18 protein-coding genes and 1 riboswitch are annotated in these 17832 nt (G+C 38.0%); of the genes, 4 read left to right on the top strand and 14 right to left on the bottom strand.

What is annotated here, in order from left to right; translation table 11 throughout:
* The first annotated feature begins 84 nt into the window (after positions 1 to 84).
* Positions 85 to 606, top strand: coding sequence for an alpha/beta hydrolase (locus AC973_RS00095; protein ID WP_225968888.1), 522 nt, complete (start codon positions 85 to 87; stop codon positions 604 to 606).
* Between the two features lie 122 nt (positions 607 to 728).
* Here the strand turns inward: AC973_RS00095 and AC973_RS00090 are convergent, their stop codons facing one another.
* On the bottom strand, positions 729 to 1313 hold the full coding sequence (locus AC973_RS00090; protein WP_048725585.1) for a TetR/AcrR family transcriptional regulator: 585 nt from the start codon (positions 1311 to 1313) through the stop codon (positions 729 to 731).
* A gap of 179 nt (positions 1314 to 1492) precedes the next feature.
* Here AC973_RS00090 and AC973_RS00085 point away from each other — a divergent pair, with 179 nt between their 5' ends.
* Positions 1493 to 2194, top strand: a complete 702-nt coding sequence (locus tag AC973_RS00085) for an ABC transporter ATP-binding protein (protein ID WP_048725582.1) — start codon at positions 1493 to 1495, stop codon at positions 2192 to 2194.
* A 13-nt stretch (positions 2195 to 2207) separates the two neighbouring features.
* Positions 2208 to 6161, top strand: coding sequence for an FtsX-like permease family protein (locus AC973_RS00080; protein WP_048725578.1), 3954 nt, complete (start codon positions 2208 to 2210; stop codon positions 6159 to 6161).
* A gap of 158 nt (positions 6162 to 6319) precedes the next feature.
* Here AC973_RS00080 and AC973_RS00075 read toward each other — a convergent pair whose 3' ends face one another.
* The 10 genes from AC973_RS00075 to AC973_RS00030 form a co-directional block, all read right to left on the bottom strand.
* Complete coding sequence (locus tag AC973_RS00075; protein WP_082148198.1) at positions 6320 to 7162, bottom strand: glycosyltransferase family 8 protein; 843 nt, start codon at positions 7160 to 7162, stop codon at positions 6320 to 6322.
* Between the two features lie 137 nt (positions 7163 to 7299).
* The gene (locus AC973_RS00070) at positions 7300 to 8679 is read right to left on the bottom strand and encodes a M24 family metallopeptidase (protein WP_048725573.1); all 1380 of its coding nucleotides are present in this window, start codon (positions 8677 to 8679) and stop codon (positions 7300 to 7302) included.
* A gap of 145 nt (positions 8680 to 8824) precedes the next feature.
* A complete protein-coding gene (ribE, locus tag AC973_RS00065) occupies positions 8825 to 9298 on the bottom strand; it encodes a 6,7-dimethyl-8-ribityllumazine synthase (protein ID WP_048725568.1) in 474 nt (157 codons plus the stop codon).
* 18 nt (positions 9299 to 9316) lie between these two features.
* On the bottom strand, positions 9317 to 10513 hold the full coding sequence (locus AC973_RS00060) for a bifunctional 3,4-dihydroxy-2-butanone-4-phosphate synthase/GTP cyclohydrolase II (RefSeq protein ID WP_048725565.1): 1197 nt from the start codon (positions 10511 to 10513) through the stop codon (positions 9317 to 9319).
* Positions 10514 to 11116, bottom strand: coding sequence for a riboflavin synthase (locus AC973_RS00055; protein ID WP_048725562.1), 603 nt, complete (start codon positions 11114 to 11116; stop codon positions 10514 to 10516). It lies immediately after the preceding gene.
* Positions 11117 to 12211 (bottom strand): bifunctional diaminohydroxyphosphoribosylaminopyrimidine deaminase/5-amino-6-(5-phosphoribosylamino)uracil reductase RibD, encoded by a 1095-nt coding sequence (ribD, locus tag AC973_RS00050; RefSeq protein WP_048725558.1) that lies wholly within the window; start codon positions 12209 to 12211, stop codon positions 11117 to 11119.
* A 120-nt stretch (positions 12212 to 12331) separates the two neighbouring features.
* Positions 12332 to 12453: riboswitch (FMN riboswitch) on the bottom strand.
* A 94-nt stretch (positions 12454 to 12547) separates the two neighbouring features.
* Positions 12548 to 13186: an endonuclease III domain-containing protein gene (locus tag AC973_RS00045; protein WP_048725555.1), complete on the bottom strand. Its 639-nt coding sequence runs from the start codon at positions 13184 to 13186 to the stop codon at positions 12548 to 12550.
* An 84-nt stretch (positions 13187 to 13270) separates the two neighbouring features.
* Positions 13271 to 13798: a methylated-DNA--[protein]-cysteine S-methyltransferase gene (locus tag AC973_RS00040; protein ID WP_048725552.1), complete on the bottom strand. Its 528-nt coding sequence runs from the start codon at positions 13796 to 13798 to the stop codon at positions 13271 to 13273.
* Positions 13799 to 13897: 99 nt separating this feature from the next.
* On the bottom strand, positions 13898 to 14281 hold the full coding sequence (locus AC973_RS00035; RefSeq protein ID WP_048725549.1) for a tautomerase family protein: 384 nt from the start codon (positions 14279 to 14281) through the stop codon (positions 13898 to 13900).
* Between the two features lie 243 nt (positions 14282 to 14524).
* Positions 14525 to 14959: a cupin domain-containing protein gene (locus tag AC973_RS00030; RefSeq protein ID WP_048725547.1), complete on the bottom strand. Its 435-nt coding sequence runs from the start codon at positions 14957 to 14959 to the stop codon at positions 14525 to 14527.
* Positions 14960 to 15380: 421 nt separating this feature from the next.
* Between AC973_RS00030 and AC973_RS00025 the strand changes: the two genes are divergently transcribed.
* Positions 15381 to 15695 carry a DUF4298 domain-containing protein gene (locus AC973_RS00025; protein ID WP_225968887.1) on the top strand — a complete coding sequence of 105 codons (315 nt, stop codon included), beginning with the start codon at positions 15381 to 15383 and terminating at the stop codon, positions 15693 to 15695.
* A gap of 302 nt (positions 15696 to 15997) precedes the next feature.
* Here the strand turns inward: AC973_RS00025 and rpsI are convergent, their stop codons facing one another.
* From rpsI to AC973_RS00010, 3 genes are all read right to left on the bottom strand, one after another.
* Complete coding sequence (gene rpsI / locus AC973_RS00020; RefSeq protein WP_004262670.1) at positions 15998 to 16390, bottom strand: 30S ribosomal protein S9; 393 nt, start codon at positions 16388 to 16390, stop codon at positions 15998 to 16000.
* Positions 16391 to 16404: 14 nt separating this feature from the next.
* Positions 16405 to 16848 (bottom strand): 50S ribosomal protein L13, encoded by a 444-nt coding sequence (gene rplM / locus AC973_RS00015; protein ID WP_004262667.1) that lies wholly within the window; start codon positions 16846 to 16848, stop codon positions 16405 to 16407.
* A 152-nt stretch (positions 16849 to 17000) separates the two neighbouring features.
* The coding region (locus tag AC973_RS00010; RefSeq protein ID WP_048725539.1) for a LysR family transcriptional regulator at positions 17001 to 17832 on the bottom strand (832 nt) is incomplete at its 5' end.

Below are 17832 nucleotides of genomic sequence, written 5' to 3'. Positions count from 1 at the left end.
AAAAAGACGAAATGCGCTTCAAGAAAAGTGCATTTCGTCTTTTATTATTGTAATGATTAAGCTAAGTCTTCGCTGTCTGAATGGATGACTGCAAATAACGAAGAATACTACATCGATTTAGATAATTTATTTTTATTGGGCGATTCTGCAGGTGGTCAACTCACTCAACAGTACGCTACAATTGCTTCAAATCCTAATTATCAAAATTTATTTGACTTTCAAGTACCTAACATCCAATTTAACGCTGTTGGTTTAAATTGTGGTGCCTATTACATCGGCAATAATATCGGTTCCGCTGATGATTTTCCTTATTACCTCGATGGAAAAATGACTGATCAACTAAAAGCTCAGTTACCCGTTGAACAATACATCACTACCAACTTTCCCCCTGCTTTTGTCATGACATCAAGCCATGATTTCCTAAAAGAAACTGCTATCCAATTTGGCCAATTTTTAATTTCTAAAGGGAATGAAGTCTACTTTAAAATCTATAGAAACACTGATGGTTCTGAACTAAATCATGTATTTCACATTGATCAAAAATCCGGTGTTGCAAAATACTGTAACCTAGATCAAATTGGTTTCTTTAGAAAACATATGTGTTAGAAAAATGATATAAAGTTAGTAATCATGTTCATCATGGTTTACTGGCTTTATTTTTTTATATCATCGAAAAAGGATAGATATCCATTAAAAATGACGATCAGTCCTTTATCCTGTATATTTTTCTACATTAGCAGTTCATATGGCGACAATAGTTTTGCTTTGGTAATCATGTGCGCAATTTCTTCCGGTGACTCTTTTCCATCTTTTTTAATCCACAACGTCATAATCCCCACAATAGATGATAGTAAGATTTCAATCGCATAGTCTTCAGGCAGGTCTAGTTTCTCAAACTTTACGCGATTAGACTGCTTCACCTTTATATCAATAAGTTGGCCAATAATAGACTTTAAGGTTTGCATGAAATTGGGATCCCCACCTGGGCTTGCAATAGCTTTTACAAAGTCAAATTCACCTTTAACATAGACTAAGGCTTCTAAAATTTCATCATATGGAATCAATTCTAAAGATTCCTTGGCTTCTTTATGATCCGAATCCTTTAAAATAATCGCCTCTAAGTCAAACATCACTTCTTCTTCTAACTTATTCATTAAGTCATACTTGTCTACATAATGTAGATAAAAGGTTCCGCGATTGATGTCACATCTTCTGGCGATATCACTCACAGTCATCGCCTCAAATCCCTTTTCATGTACTAAATCAATAAAGGCTGCTTTAATTTTTTCTTTTGTTTCCATCTTCCGGCTCATTGATTATCCTACTTTCTTTGAATAGATTAATTGACAAATATTGTTATAAAATCAACACTTTTTTGTATTTTGTTTATTGAATCTCTTGCACAATCATTATATACTCTCTAAGTAAATAAATCAACACGTTGTTCATTTACTTGGGCAATCATTTTATATTTATAAGGAAGGAAATGAAAATGAGTTACATAGAGGTTATTAATAGTTCTAAACATTATAAAATGGGTGAGAATGTCATCACCGCGAATAATGATGTGAATTTTTCAATTGAAAAAGGTGAATTAGCCATTATTTTAGGGTCATCCGGTGCCGGAAAATCTACCATGCTAAATATCCTGGGAGGCATGGATTCGAATGATGAAGGACAAGTCATCATTGATGGCAATGACATTGCTACTTATAACAAAAAGCAATTAACCAAATACCGCCGAGAGGATGTCGGCTTCGTATTTCAATTTTATAATTTAGTGCCTAACTTGACTTCTAAGGAGAATGTAGAGTTGGCTTCTGAAATAGTTAAAGATGCGAGTGATCCTATCGAGGTATTAGAGGGTGTAGGTTTAGGTGAGAGGATCGACAACTTCCCTGCACAATTATCCGGTGGTGAGCAACAACGCGTTTCTATTGCAAGAGCGGTTGCTAAAAAACCAAAAATCTTACTATGTGATGAGCCAACAGGTGCTTTAGACTTTGAGACAGGTAAACAAGTCCTACAAATCTTACAAGATATGAGTCGCAAGAATGGTGCCACTGTAGTTATCGTGACACATAATGCAGCCATAGCACCTATTGCTGATAGAGTTATTCACATGCGTAATGCTACAGTGGAATCTATTGAAGTAAATGATTCACCTGAAAATATCTCAGATATCGAATGGTAGGTGACAAATAGACATGAAAAAGAAAATGTTATGGAAGGATATTCGAAAATCAATCACTAAATCAAAAGGTAGATTTTTCTCTATCATGGGGTTAATGTTGATAGGTTCTTTTGCCTTAATTGGTTTAAAAGTGACTGGGCCAGATATGCGAGCAACTGGTGAACATTATTTTGACGAGTTAAACGTTTCTGATATCACTGTGATTGGTTCAATGGGTATTGATGATGATGATGTTGAAATCTTGGATAAAACCTCGGGCTTGGCAGATATTGAATATGGCTATTTAAAGGATGTCACTATTGATGATAGCCATACAGCTATTCGTGTATTCTCAATGGGAGAAGATATCTCTGATTATGAATTAGTGGAAGGTCAATTACCTAAAGCAAGTAATGAAATAGCGATAGATGCAAGCTTTGATGATCAATATCAAGTAGGTGATAAAATTGACCTGTCAGAACAGGCAGATGCCTCTGGTGATACCGTACTAAAAGAAGACACCTATGAAATTGTTGGTTTTATTTATTCTGGTGAAATTTTATCCAATCTAAACCAAGGTGCTTCTACAGCCGGAACTGGCGCCTTAAAGGGTTACGCGATTGTACCTGAATCTGCGTTTGATTCAGATGTCTACATGCTAGCTCGATTAAGATTCGATGATTTAATCGATATCGATCCTTATTCCGATACTTATACTGACCGTCTTCAAGACCATAAAGATGATTTAGATGATGCCTTAGCAAACCAACCAGAAAATCGTCTTGAAACAATTAAAAATGATTATCAATCGGAAATTGATGATGGCCAAAAACAAATTGATGATGCCAAGAAGAAATTGGCAGATGGACAAGCACAACTAGATGATGCCAAACAACAATTAATTGATGGTCAAGCTGAAATTGAAGATGCACAAAATCAATTAGACACTAAAGTAGCTGACGCCACTACACAAATTAATGATGGTGCCAATCAAATTGCGAATGCCCATACTACAATTGATGATAGTCAAGCACAATTAGATGCTGCTAAAACGCAGTTAGCTAATGGGCAAGCTACATTGGACGAAAAGTGGCACCAACTCCAAGATGGTAAAGCTAAATTAAACCAAGCAAAGAAACAGTTAAATGATAGTCAAAATCAGTTAACTACCGCAAGAAGCCAATTAGACCAAGGTCAAACGGCGATTGCTAATGGTTATAGTCAATTAGCTGAAAAGAAAGCCCAAATAAATAGCGCTGAGGCAAAAATCGCCGAAGCAAACGCAACACTTGAAAGCAAACAAGCTGAGTATGATAACAAATACAGTGAATATACTCAAAACTTAAATGCTTTTGAGGAAAAACAAGCTGACTACGAAGCAAAAGCCAGTCAAGTAGAAGGCGCACAAAATCAACTTGATCAAAACAATCAAGAATTGGCAAATGGAAAAGCAAATTATGAAAAGGGTATCCAAGCTTTAACAGAACAAATCACTAGCCTACAAAATAAATTAGATGCAGGTGATTTAAATGAAGCTGATACTGCTGATTTACAAGCACAAATTGCTGACCTACAAGAAGAATTAGATGCTAGCCAAAGTGAATATGAATCCTTCATGAATTCAACATACACTCCTGGAATGGCAAAAATAGAGGCTAGTCAAGCTGAGTTAGACCAACAAAAATCAGCATTAGAAAGTGCTAAAAGTCAACTAGATGCTGGCCAAGAACAATTAAACAGTGCTAAAGCACAATTAGATACTGCTAACAAACAATTAAGTGATGGTAATGCTGCATTATCTAGCAATCAAGCCAAAATTGATGATGGTAAAGCTCAAATTGAAGCAGCAACTGCTAGCTTAAGCGAGAATGAAGCCCTCTTACAAGAAAAAGAAGCGGCATACCAAGATGGCTTATCCAAATACAATGCCGGTATCCAATCTTATAATGACGGTTTAAATACTTACTATGAGGGTCTAGCACAATGGACTGCTGGTGTAGAGACATTAGATAAGAAATCAGCGGAATACCAAGCGAATGTAGATAAGTTAGCCGCAGCAAAAGCGGAATTAGCTGATAAAGAAGCGGAATTAGCCCAAGCAGAAGACCAATTAGCAACTGAATCTGCGGATGCTGAAGCCCAAATTGCAGATGCCAAAGAAAGTCTTGCGGAGGGTCAGGCAGAATACGAAGATAAAGCCGCTGAATTCGCTAAAACCAAAGCGGATGCTGAAGATGAGATAGCAGACAAAGAAGATGAACTAGCCGAAGCACAAGAAATGGTGGATAATTTATCCCTACCAACTTATTCCGTAAATAGTCGTCGGGAGATTCCAGGTAGCGATGGGTATAAAATCTATAGTACCATTTCAAATATTGTAGATTCCCTAGCAAATATCTTCCCAATCTTCTTATACTTCGTTGCTGCACTAGTTACCTTTACTACCATGACACGCTTTGTAGACGAAGAACGGACTAAATCAGGTACCTTGAAAGCCCTAGGTTATGATGACCAAGACGTTATTAAGAAATTTACTTTCTACGGTTTAACCGCCAGCTTATCTGGTACTATTTTAGGGATTATCTTAGGACACACCCTACTCCCTTATATTGTTTACAATGCTTATAGTGCAAGCTATACCTTGCCAGCCATTGAATTACACTTCCACTGGGCAATTTCCTTGGTTGCCATTCTTTTAGCCTTATTAGCAGCTGTTTTACCAGCCTACTTAGTAGCGAAGAGAGAATTACAAGAACAACCTGCGCAACTGCTTTTACCAAAAGCACCTAGCGCTGGATCTAAGATTTTATTAGAACGGATTACACCAATTTGGAACCGGATGTCCTTCACCCACAAAGTAACAGCAAGAAACATCTTCCGTTATAAACAACGGATGCTAATGACAATCTTTGGTGTTGCCGGTGCTACTGCCTTATTATTCTCAGGGCTTAGCGTACAAACATCTATTGGCGAAATTAACCAACGTCAATTTGGTGAATTAATCCATTACGATATGATTGTAGCGGAAAATGATTATGTCTCTGATCAACAAAATGGTGAGATTAAGGATACTTTATCTTCTCAAGACATTGATCAATTCGGTGAAGTAGAATATCAAGAGCTAACAACTGTCGGTGGAAAACAAAACGATACACAAGATATTACTTTAATTTCCCCAGAAAATATAGATGAATTTTCAGACTATATTCAATTAACTGAACGTGGTTCTGATGAAACGCTAAACTTACCAGATGATGGCGTAGTCATTTCTGAACGACTAGCCAGCCTATTAGATGCTGAAGTGGGTGATACAATTACACTTCAAGATACGAACGGTAAAGACCGTGAAATGAAAGTATCAGGAATTACAGAAATGTATATTGGTCACTTTGTCTTCGCTAGTCCACAAGTTTATGAAACAATTTACGGTGAGGATTACCAATCTAATGCTTATCTAGTCAACTTAAAAGATGATTCAATTAACAACACAGAAAATCAAGCTGCAAAATTCATTGAATTAGACGGTGTTGCCGGTGTAGTACAAAACACTACCCTAATGAATCAAATCGATACAATTGTTCATTCATTGGATAAAATCATGACTGTTCTAATTGTTGTTGCTGGTTTACTAGGTATCGTTATCCTATATAACCTAACGAATATTAATGTTTCTGAACGGATGCGTGAATTATCTACTATCAAAGTACTTGGTTTCTTTGATAATGAAGTTACCTTATATATTTACCGTGAAACAATCGTTTTAACTGCCCTAGGTATACTAGTAGGTTTCGGTATTGGTGAAATGCTCCATCAATATATTATTCGAATCGTTCCACCTGCTGATGTAATGTTTAACCCTGCACTAGCAGCGACAAGCTTTATTGTTCCAGCTGTTATTATCGGATCAATTACAGCCGTTCTAGCCTATATCATTTATAAACGCCTACAACACGTCGATATGCTAGAAGCATTAAAATCAGTCGATTAATTGGATTATTTATCCTATAAAAAAAGAATCCCCAGAAGTACGCAGACATACGCTTACTTCTGGGGATTTTTTATTGGATACCAAAGTGTATAAGCCTGATTTGACGATAATAAATAAGAATTTAACCACCATAGGTAATGAAAATTACTTATTTTAAATTACTTAATCACCGATTCGATACGCTTCAATTGGTTTTGATAGTTAAGGTAAAGACTGGTAAACCGATTGTCATGTTTATCGTCCCATGGTTTTGGTCCGCCACAGAAATGAAGGATAGAGGTATTGGCCATAACCCAGTGAATATCGTGTTGGGTAAGACTTTTGGTAAAATAGCGCATATATTTACGGGTATCATAATTCCAAATTTCTTCGGGTATTTCCTTCGTATATTTACCATACAAATGGTTTAGAATATCTTGGTCAGGTAAGAAGAGTAACAGATTATATTTTTCAATCATTCGCGCAATATCTGACCATTTGACAATTTCTCTAGCTTTATCTAAATCAATCACCATCACACCAGAATTATAGTATGCATGGTCAACGTCAAGTCGCATTTGGTTTACTCGAGTAGAAACGTCCGTCAACCCAACATGTGTAGCGGCTGCTAGCATATGACCTTCTAAATCTGTTTGCCACAGCTCTAATAAAGGGTTAACCACCAAAATATCTGGATCTAAATAAATCACACGTTTCATTTCTTTAGGTAATATTTCACCCGCAAGCAAGCGGAAGTACATCTCTTTTGGGTACCTATCTTCAGTTTTAGCGCTATTCCATCGACTGCCATCAATTTCAATCGCTTCAAAACCAAACTGTAAATAATCCGTTAACTTCTGCAATTCGCGAATAGTTTGCATTGCAATTGATTCATGAATCAGCCAAATACGGATGGCTTGGCCTGGATTATTTTGGCGAATCGATGTTAATGCCACTTTTAAGGGATTTAAATAGCCTTCATCGATGGTAAATAATAATTCAATCTGTTCGTCCAAGAGCATAACCCTCCAATTTATTTATAATATTATACATATATTAACATCTTTATGGCAATTCAGTATGGATAGTCCGTCATTATTCACTTAAAAAATAGACAAAAATCCCTCAAGTTTGGCAACCAATCTTGAGGGGAATTTTTTTATCCAAAGTAGATAGCAGTTTTTTTGTCTAATAAGAATGGTCTATAGTAGGCAAAAGTACTCGCTAATGGTAATAAATGTTCTGGTAACGCTAAACCTAATGCTTCTTTTAGATAATCCTTCCGCTTAGAGATTCTTGACCAAAGTTCTGGTTGTTTAATCTTAATCTCTTCACGTAGTGCCGCGTCCGCAACCGCAATCGTCGATTCAGCTGAAACACCATTATGGTTCGCTTGTGAAGGTATAAAGTCTAGTTGGAAGATGTAGCCACTTTGAATTGTTGCATCAGAGTCTTTATAAAATGGTGAGCTTAGCCATTCTTCGTCAGCTACTAAATGCCCCGGGCACAAGTTCCAGCCATAAGTAGCTTGCGGATAAAACTCACTGAACGCTTGGTAGAAGTCGCCACCCTTTTTCCCGATAGTTAAATTATCTAACCACCATTTATAAGCTTGGAAATAGGGGTAAACGACTTCTTCTAAGTATCCTGGATCACGTTCAGCGAGCTGACTTTCATCTTTCACTGCATAGCCAGAACGGCTAGACAAGCCACCTTTATAGGCTACAGTTAATGCAACTTTATCGCCATCATTTAACGTGTTATCAGTTGGATAAATATTAGCGTCTTTAAAACGATCACCGAAGGCTGCAATGGTCACAACAGAAGGATATTGACCATCGCGATTTAAGTGATTACCTGCTTCTAACTCACTTTGGTCAACGGCTAGCTGGTTCATTGCTTCAAGGACAGCATCAGATGCAAGGGAAGCTCCGTATTCATAACGAGCGATTTCCTCTGCGTTGTTTGTTACACGAGCACCTTCTTTTGGATGCATGTATAGTTGGGTTGCATTCACTACCTTGTCAGAACCGAAAACTTCTTGTATACCATCCACAATAAATGCTGGTATTGAATGATGGTTGTGGAAGTTAGTCATATCATTAGATAAAAGCTTCCAGTCTACTAATCCAATTCGTTTAGAATCATCTACTTTAATATCTTTTAAATAGTCAGCGAAAGTTTTAGTGAAATCCATAGGTTGGTTTGGTAAAGAGAAGAATGGACAAAGAACGCCTTCGCTTTGTGTACGTGCCATACTAGTCTTATTGAAATTCTCATTACCTAAAATCAATGTCGACGTCCCGTCTTGGTTTATTACTTGGATAGCTTCCTCAAATCGTGGAATAAAGCCAGTTAAATATTCAAAATTACTACCGTGTTCCTTGTCTGCGTAAATCATCAATGATGAGAAGTCATATTTTCGCATTAACTGAAGGACTTTCTCCTTGCGTTGAGCGAAGGTAGCGTCACTTAAAATGATAGGTTTTCCAGAATTATCCTTGGTTGGCGCTAATGTTTGTTTAAATTGAATCGTCATATGAAGTCTCCTTAAGCTTTTTACGCAAATCATCAGAAAGATATGATAATTGAATGCGCTTTATTGTTCCAACATCCATCTTACCATGATTTAAAATTAAAGCTAGTCTTGTACTGTTAGAGATATTTTCATATGGATTGATGACCTATTGTTGTTTAATTTCCTTGAATAAATTAATCATTTCAATAGCATTCGTTGCATAAGTAAACCCAAGGTTACCAGCTTTAGTACCAGAGCGTTCAATAGCTTGTTCGATGTTTTCAACGGTTAAGACACCAAAAATGACCGGTAATTTATGGGTTAAACCTACTTGAGATACCCCGCTTGATGTTTGATTAACTACCACATCAAAGTGACTTGTAGCCCCTCTAATCACAGCACCCAGTGTAATGATTGCATCATATTTACCTGTTTCAGCCATCGTTGCGGCTGTAAGCGGGATTTCATAGGCCCCCGGCACCCAAGCAACGTCGATATTTTCTGTCAAAACGCCTGAACGCGTAAGGCCATCTTCACAACCACTTAGTAAGCTTTTAGTTAAAAAATCATTGAATCGTGCAATGACAATCCCAATTTTAACATCTTCTCCGTTGTACAATTTTCCTTGAATAATATTCATGCTATTTTCCTCCATATTTTATAAGTCTAATAAATGACCCATTTTTACTTTTTTAGTGATTAAGTAGTTTTCATCATCCGGATTAGCAGCCATTTCAATACTCACACGGTTGGCTACTTGGATACCAGATTCTTCTAATTGTGCGATTTTATCTGGGTTGTTGGTCATCAGGTCAATGGACGTCACACCCAGTTCCTCCAACATTTGTGCAGCCGTATGGTATTCCCTTAAATCATCTGGGAATCCTAGGGCATGGTTCGCTTCTACAGTATCCAGTCCTTCTTCTTGTAACTGGTAGGCTTTTATTTTATTGATTAAGCCAATACCGCGACCTTCCTGTCTTAAATATAAGAGAACACCCTGGCCAGCTTCATTGATTTTCCGCAGGGCTTCATGTAATTGCTCTCCGCAGTCACACCGGTTTGATCCCAGTACATCTCCCGTTAAACATTCAGAATGCAAACGCGTTAGGACCTGTCCCTTACCTGAAACATCCCCTTTTACCAAAGCCACATGTTCTTGATTATCTACATCGTTGATAAAAGTATGGATAGTAAATTCACCAAATTTTGTCGGCATCTTAGCTTGTGATACATGGCGGGTATGACGCTCAGTTTTTAACCGGTAGTCTTGTAAGCCTTTAATAGTGATGACTGGCATCTGCCATTTCTCTGCTTGCTCAAGCAATTCGGCTTGGCGCATCATCGTACCGTCTTCGCGCATAATTTCTACACAAACACCCACTGGATTCAGTCCAGCTAATTTCATCAAATCAACCGTTGCTTCTGTATGACCATTTCGCTCCAAGACACCATTTTCTTTCGCCACCAATGGGAAAACATGTCCCGGACGGTTAAAGTCGCTGGGTTGGCTATTTGGATTTGCTGCTTCACGCATGGTTAACCCACGTTCAACTGCGGATACACCTGTACTTGTCTCTTTATGGTCAATGGATACCGTAAATGCGGTTGTATGTGGGTCTGTATTATTATCCACCATCGGCGACAAATTCAACCGACTAGCTACTGCTTGACTCATTGGCTGACAAATCAACCCTTTAGCATGAGTTGCCATAAAATTAATATTAGCTGTTGTTGCAAACTCAGCTGCACAAATTAAGTCTCCTTCATTTTCTCTATTCTCATCATCCAAAACCATAATGATTTGGCCTGCTTGTAATGCTGCTAATGCGTCTTCGATTGTTGAAAAATCCATCTATACCCGCTCCTTCACTGTAAATTGCTCAATATACTTACCAACAATATCATTTTCTAAATTCACGATAGTGCCTACTTGATAGGTTGAAAAAATTGTTTGTTCACTGGTGTGAGGAATGATTGATACTTTAAATGTATCTCCTTCAACGCCAGCAACTGTTAAACTTGTGCCATCGATAGCAATAGACCCCTTCATGATGATATAGCGCATTAATGGTTTACTTGTTTGAACCGTGTACCAATTAGCGATACCATCCTCCTCAATTGCGGTGATTTTACCAATACCATCAATATGGCCACTTACAATATGACCACCGAATCTTGCATTTGCCTTCATCGCCCGTTCCAGATTCACGCGGCTATTGTTAGCAATTCCTTCTAAAGACGTTTTCGCAATCGTTTCTGGCATCACTTCAACTTGGAAATTCGTATCAGCGTAATTCGTCACGGTAAGACAAATGCCGTTCACACTAATCGAGTCACCTAGATTGACATCGGATACTATTTTTCTTGAGGCAATGGTTAAAAGAAGTCCTGCATGATTGTTGATGGCCTCGATACTTTCAATACGGCCAATATCTTCGATAATTCCTGTAAACATTTAATCCACCCTACTTTCTATCAAAAGGTCTTTACCTAATGACGTGATTGCCTGAACATTACTTGTAAGTGCTTGGTCCATCTGCGGAAAACCAAAACCACTGATAGGACTATACTGGTCAAAACCACCAATTACTTTGGGCCCAATATAAGTGTGAATTTCCTGGATTAAACCAGCTTCAAGTAACGAAGCATTTAGTTTTGATCCACCTTCAACATAAATACTTTGAATACCTTGTTGGCCCAGTTGTGTGATTAAATCAAGTAAATCTACTTTGTTATCCTTTTCCTTCACAACCAATAGCTGACAACCGGCTGCTTGATAGGCTTGGTGATCTTCTGGGTTCTGATTAATTGTCGCAATAATTGTGGGCGTTTCCTTCGCTGTCGCCACTAATTGGCTGTTTAAGGGGAGCTTCAAGCTAGTATCACAAACAATACGGATAGGATTAATCCCCTCAAAATCGTCAATTCGAACAGTTAACGATGGATTATCAGCAAGCGCAGTCCCTATGCCAACCATAATGGCTTGGTTACTGTGGCGTTGGTAATGCACATGCTCTCGTGCAATTTTGTCCGTTATCCACTGGGAATCCCCAGTGTAGGCAGCCGTCCGCCCATCTAGGGTCATGGCGTATTTCATGGTGACATAGGGGCGTTGATGAGTCATAAAGTAATTGAATTTACGGTTAAGATCTTCACTCTCTTTGGCTAATAGACCCGTTTCTACTTCAATATGGTGGTTTCTTAGTTCCTGGATGCCTTTTCCAGCAACCAATGGATTCGGATCAATTGCAGCAACTATCACTTTTTCAATACCCGCTTCGATAATAGCTTGCGTACAAGGCGGCGTTTTACCAAAATGACAGCAGGGTTCCAGCGTGACGTACATAGTTGCCCCTTTTACATCATGCCCTTGTTCGCTGGCATCCTTTAAGGCTTCTCTTTCCGCATGCAAACCACCATACTGCTGATGATAGCCTCGACCGATGATTTGGCTATTCTTTACGATAACTGCACCAACCATAGGATTAGACCTTGTCCAACCCTGTCCTAATTTGGCTAGGTCAAGTGCTTCTTGCATATAGTCTTTCATTCACTCATCCTTTCTCTAAACAACAAATAATCCAGTCAGAGTGACGAAAAAAAGCCCTAGAAATAAGATTCCTAGGGCACACAAATAAACTATAGACTTATAGTATTCGTTTATTTTAATTCTACTCTTCTTCCATCCAGACTCTACTGTCGGTCTCGGAATTACACCGAGTCAACCCCTAATTAAAGGGGGTCGCGGACTTTACCGCCGGTCGGGAATTACACCCTGCCCTGAAGATTTTATTTGAATGTTTATGGTGATATCATACGGTATTAAAAAGAAAATGTAAACCCAAATGTATTTTTTAAATTAAAAATATATACTATAGAGTATTTATCATGGGTGATTGGATAAAAAATTTCCCTTCACTTGGCCATTTTTACCCAAGTATAGTTTGCCAAACTCATCAATTAAGCCATGGAATTCCTGGGCTTCTTCATAAGTGAAGTCATCCGGTAGGTTAATCTCTTGGTAAAGGCTTTGATAGGTTGTGTACGAATTGCCTGTCAACCAACTGAATAACCGCCTAGCGTAGGCATCAGCGATAAACGCTGGTTGGTCAAATATAAAAACGCGAAATACGTCAGCTGTTTCAAACCCTACCCCCTGTAATTTCAAGATTTCACTTCGCAACTGTTTTCCGTATTCATACTCCATGGCTTGATAATCCCATTTGTGGTTATCAAACCATTGGAAACTGGCTTGAATTGCTCGCGCCTTGTTGCGGTAGAATCCACTTGGTCGAATCAACGTTTCTAATTCTTCCAGTTGGAGTTTTAAAATTTCTTCTGGCAAAAAGTCAGTAGCTGCGTTCAAGTTATTTAGGGACTTTTCAACGTTACGCCAGTTGGTATTTTGAACAAGGATAGCCCCCAAGATAATTTCTACCTTAGATTCAGCAGGCCACCATCCTTGTGGCCCCATTTCTTTCAGTAAAGTATCATATAATTTTCTAATAGCTAATTTATCCATCATCTCACCCTAAATTATTTTGCCGTTATGTGGTATTTTTCTTTGCATCTTCATGTAAAAATTAATGGGTTCCTATGAGCGTCACACCTATACTTGGTGGTTATCTAGCTTGGATTGGTCAAAGCCTTCTAAAGCCAGCAAGGCAATTTTGCGGTCGATACCACCTGCATAACCAGTTAATGCACCGTTAGTGGCTACAACCCGGTGACATGGAATTAGAATCGAAATGGGATTGTGGCCAACAGCACCGCCAGCTGCACGAGCTGAGCCTCTTTTCCCAAGAGTGTTTAAAGCAACTTTATCAGCTAATTCCTTATAGCTAGTCGTTTGGCCGTAAGGGAGATTAATCAGTGCGTTCAGGATTTGCTTACGGTAAGACGTTACTTCTGGGGCCAAAATGTTTGGGTCAAGAGTTGGGTTCTCACCAGCAAAATAAGCGTCTAACCAATTTTTGACTTGCTTTGTCACTGGCGTTTCTCCTTCTATCATAGTCTGTAAATCGTATTTACCACCAAAGTATCTTTGATCACTAAACCACAATCCTTTAATCGCATGTTCATCATTCACGATAGTCATTTGACCAAGTGGTGAGGTGTAAGATGATTTGTAATACATGGTAATCCCTCCTGGGTTAAGATGACAGATACCCTAGCTATCTCAAAAAAAGATGGGGATAGCTAGGGTATGGCTATTATATACTTGTAGTAATGCTACTTATTCTGCGTACTGTGCAATACCATTACCAAAGGACCAGTTCTCTTTATTTACTTCTACTAAGTTGATAAAGACATCTTCTTTGCGAATATCTAATTGGCTATTTAATTTATCAGCAACTGTCTTGTATAAAGCTTTTTTCACCTCAGTTGTACGCCCTTCATTCATCGTGATTTGAATGATCACGATACCATCTGTACGGTCAATACCTAGGTAGTTGGTAGAAAATATCAGTTCTTCAGCTTTTAAATCATTAACAACCACAAACTTATCCTCTTCAGGAATGCCAACTGTTTCAAGCATAGATTCGTAAACTAACTCACCTAGTTGTGATTTAAATTCTGCAGTCCTACCTTCTAAAAGATCGATTCTAACTAATGGCATGTAGCACACTCCTTATCTTTTTGCATAATATTATTATATATGAAAATTTAATTAAATTGCTAGTTTCACCCTACAACAATTTTTTAGAAGTACCGTACTATACATTGATTGATATATGTAAAGGAATATCTTTTTATAGGTACTTGTTGATTTCTAGCATAAAAAAAACCGATAACGCCTTTAAAGTCATCGGTTTTCTTGGTTTAACTATTGTTTGTACTTTTGATGCATTTCATGTTTGTTTTATTCATTTGGATCGCTTTCAGCATCTTCTTGAGTGCCATGAACAGTACCAGGTATGTGGTCAGGGCTAGCATAAATGGTGTACAGTTTTAACGGTACACTCCCCCGATTGGTGATATTATGCCATAAACCTAGTGGCACAAAGACTGCTTCATCTTCTCCAATTTTTTGTTCAAAGGATAAATCGTCCTCAGCAGGACCCATCTGGCAAAGACCCTCACCTTGCTCGATACGGATAAATTGATCACTTTCATGATGTACTTCTAAACCAATATCACCGCCTACAGGAATTTCCATAACAGTCAACTGCAACTTGTTACCTGTCCAAATCGTCGTACGAAAATTTGTATTCTCTAACGTTTCTTTTTCAACATCTATAATATACGGCTTTTTGTCGTTATCTACATTACCAGTCAGAAATTTATTATCAGTCATCATAATCCCTCCTTATCTATAATTTTACTCCTTATATATTTAAATGCAAATATATTGTGAATCAGTGATCATAAATAATTTTGTTGCTTGCTGTATATTTTTAGTTTATGCTTTTTTTAGTTATGCATTCATATTTAGAAAGGCGTTTTATCATGAGATCACTTATCCAATTTTGGCAACAAACATTTAATTTTAAACAGAAAATAGGCTGGCGCCTAGCATTATCTAGGATTTTAACAAATCTTATTTTTATTATTATACTCTACTTTATTGCTTTAATTGCACCTCCTTCATGGGAGGAACCTATTGCTTATTTTGTCCAAGTTTATACGATCATTTCAATCGTACCAACAATTACCACTATCATTAGCGCAATAAAATAATCATCAAATGTATATCATTAAAGAAAGGTGGGGGTAACGTGAAGAACACTGATAATTTTTATGAGATGGAAGAAAATTTTTTGAATATTTCTAAAGAAATTGAGGCCATGTCTGATTCCCTGGAAAATTTTGAAAGATACCTACCAAATATCAAACTATTCCTTAACTACTATGGCAGTGAGACTTGGTTTAAACACTTAAAGATGGAAGAACAAGGCTTATTTGAAGATGCTAGTACAACAGCTGTACTAGGAGAAGACTACAGTTATGACCTTGTTATAGATATTATGGATTTAGCCAATAAACTAAAAAGTGTTGGTGAAAGCTTATTGGAAGACAGCTCAAATTCCTAATCCATCCATAACAAAAATTTAGTTATTTACTGCTAATTAAATCGAATTTTAAGTGGTAAATAGCTATCCTTTATTCTATTTAGCTTAATTTGGCGCATCTATCAAAAGTAGAAGTTTAGGATAAGCTAATCCAGCTATTTTATTGATATTAGGCTATTTATCACAAAAAAACAAAAAAAGACATTCCCCACATAAGTGAGAAATGTCTTTTTGATTTGTATATGGATTCGTACTCGACTTCTTTGGAAATCTCCGTCCCATACTGTATCCATAAACGAATAAATTCGTAATAGCGCCAAAAATTAACGTTTTGAGAATTGAGGTGCTTTACGGGCTTTTTTAAGACCTGGTTTCTTACGTTCTTTCATACGTGGGTCACGTGTTAAAAGACCAGCATCTTTAAGTGGTTTACGGAAGTCAGGATCTACTTCTAATAACGCACGAGAGATACCGTGACGAGCTGCACCTGATTGACCAGCATATCCACCACCGTTAACGTTGATGAAGATGTCATATTGGCCTTCAGTTTGTGTAACTGCTAAAGGTTGTTTAACGATTACGAATAATGATTCGTATGGTAGGTATTCTGCCATTTCTTTACCGTTAAAAACGATTTTACCTGTACCAGGTACTAAGCGTACACGGGCTGTTGAGTTTTTACGACGGCCTGTTGCGATGTATTGAGCTTGTGCCATTTGCTTTTCCCTCCTTAGATTAATTCGTTAATGTCTAATTGTTTAGGTTGTTGCGCTGCATGTGGGTGTTCCGCACCAGCGTATACGTGTAGGTGTGTAAATTGAGCACGACCTAAACGGTTTTTTGGTAACATACCTTTAACTGAAGTTTCGATTAAACGTGCTGGTTTTTCATCACGTAATGTACCTGCAGTTGTTTCATAGATACCACCTGGGTAACCTGAGTGACGGTAGTATTTTTTATCTGTTGCTTTTTTACCAGTTAATTTCACTTTTTCAGCGTTGATGATGATAACTTGATCACCTGTATCAACGTTTGGTGTGAATGTTGGTTTATTTTTACCACGTAACATGCTTGCCACAACTGTTGATAGACGTCCCAATGGAACATCTGTTGCGTCTAGGACAACCCAGTTACGTTCAACTTCATTTGCTTTCGCCATATATGTTGTACGCATTATATTTCCTCCGTTTATCTTGTCTGATTGTTCGATTCATAATTGGTTTCCGGGGCCTATCATGGGGCAAACAATACCGTCTTATATTGTACCACTTTGAAATTCATTACGTCAATCTTTTTCAACGAAAAAAATCACTTATCATAGATTTCTTATTTAGCATATTGTTGGATTGATTCCTCGAGTAAGCCTAAGTAGCGTTTGGCAATTGAAGACAGCTGGTGACGGTTAGCAGTTAGGTAACCTAGTTCAATCACCTCGTCTGACTCAAGAGGAATTGCTAATATATCCGGACTGTTCAAGTCATCATTGATTATCCCTGAAGAAATCGTATAGCCATCTAGACCGATGAGTAAATTAAATAAAGTTGCCCGGTCAGATACAATAATCCGTTTTGGGACAGGAATATCCGCTAAAATCTCTTCCCAATAGTAGAAAGAATTGTGGGTACCTTGTTCATATGATAAACGAGGATAAGCGGTTAAGTCATCTAAACTAATCGTCGCTTGTTTCGCTAAAGGGTGCCCTTTATCAATAAACACATGTGGTGCAGTTTTAAACAATGGCGTAAAAGTCAGTTGCTTCTCTTGAAAAGCCCCTTCCAATACTTTCTGATTATAATTAGACCGGTAAATAACACCTACCTCAGAGGTAAAATTAGCAACGTCATCCAAGACCTCAAATGTTCGCTCTTCTTTTAATGTCGCCTCATACTGGTCTGCAGCCATCTCTCTTAGTAACTTCACAAAAGCATCCACTACAAAGGCATAATGCTGGCCGGATACTGAAAATATCCGGTTGGCCTGACTTCCCTCCTTATAGCGGTGGTTCATCAAGTCAATCTGCTCCAAGACTTGCCGGGCATACTGGAGAAATTCCTCCCCTTGCACCGTCAGAACCGTCCCCTTAGCCGTCCGCTGAAATAAAGTTACCCCCATCTCAGACTCCAAATTGGCCATGGCTTTCGACAAAGACGGCTGGGCA

This window comes from Carnobacterium sp. 1290_CSPC (genome assembly GCF_001053265.1).
Lineage (GTDB): Bacteria > Bacillota > Bacilli > Lactobacillales > Aerococcaceae > Aerococcus > Aerococcus urinaeequi.
The sequence above is the reverse complement of the archived record's forward strand: the minus strand, read 5'-3'. Positions and strand labels throughout refer to the sequence as shown.

What these genes read in the sequence shown, in the direction of transcription:
- AC973_RS00095 (WP_225968888.1), top strand. Translation starts at nt 85, where the DNA reads ATGACTGCAAATAACGAAGAATACTACATCGATTTAGATAATTTATTT.
- AC973_RS00090 (WP_048725585.1), bottom strand. Translation starts at nt 1,313, where the DNA reads ATGAGCCGGAAGATGGAAACAAAAGAAAAAATTAAAGCAGCCTTTATT.
- AC973_RS00085 (WP_048725582.1), top strand. Translation starts at nt 1,493, where the DNA reads ATGAGTTACATAGAGGTTATTAATAGTTCTAAACATTATAAAATGGGT.
- AC973_RS00080 (WP_048725578.1), top strand. Translation starts at nt 2,208, where the DNA reads ATGAAAAAGAAAATGTTATGGAAGGATATTCGAAAATCAATCACTAAA.
- AC973_RS00075 (WP_082148198.1), bottom strand. Translation starts at nt 7,162, where the DNA reads ATGCTCTTGGACGAACAGATTGAATTATTATTTACCATCGATGAAGGC.
- AC973_RS00070 (WP_048725573.1), bottom strand. Translation starts at nt 8,679, where the DNA reads ATGACGATTCAATTTAAACAAACATTAGCGCCAACCAAGGATAATTCT.
- ribE (WP_048725568.1), bottom strand. Translation starts at nt 9,298, where the DNA reads ATGAATATTATTCAAGGAAAATTGTACAACGGAGAAGATGTTAAAATT.
- AC973_RS00060 (WP_048725565.1), bottom strand. Translation starts at nt 10,513, where the DNA reads ATGGATTTTTCAACAATCGAAGACGCATTAGCAGCATTACAAGCAGGC.
- AC973_RS00055 (WP_048725562.1), bottom strand. Translation starts at nt 11,116, where the DNA reads ATGTTTACAGGAATTATCGAAGATATTGGCCGTATTGAAAGTATCGAG.
- ribD (WP_048725558.1), bottom strand. Translation starts at nt 12,211, where the DNA reads ATGAAAGACTATATGCAAGAAGCACTTGACCTAGCCAAATTAGGACAG.
- AC973_RS00045 (WP_048725555.1), bottom strand. Translation starts at nt 13,186, where the DNA reads ATGATGGATAAATTAGCTATTAGAAAATTATATGATACTTTACTGAAA.
- AC973_RS00040 (WP_048725552.1), bottom strand. Translation starts at nt 13,798, where the DNA reads ATGTATTACAAATCATCTTACACCTCACCACTTGGTCAAATGACTATC.
- AC973_RS00035 (WP_048725549.1), bottom strand. Translation starts at nt 14,281, where the DNA reads ATGCCATTAGTTAGAATCGATCTTTTAGAAGGTAGGACTGCAGAATTT.
- AC973_RS00030 (WP_048725547.1), bottom strand. Translation starts at nt 14,959, where the DNA reads ATGACTGATAATAAATTTCTGACTGGTAATGTAGATAACGACAAAAAG.
- rpsI (WP_004262670.1), bottom strand. Translation starts at nt 16,390, where the DNA reads ATGGCACAAGCTCAATACATCGCAACAGGCCGTCGTAAAAACTCAACA.
- rplM (WP_004262667.1), bottom strand. Translation starts at nt 16,848, where the DNA reads ATGCGTACAACATATATGGCGAAAGCAAATGAAGTTGAACGTAACTGG.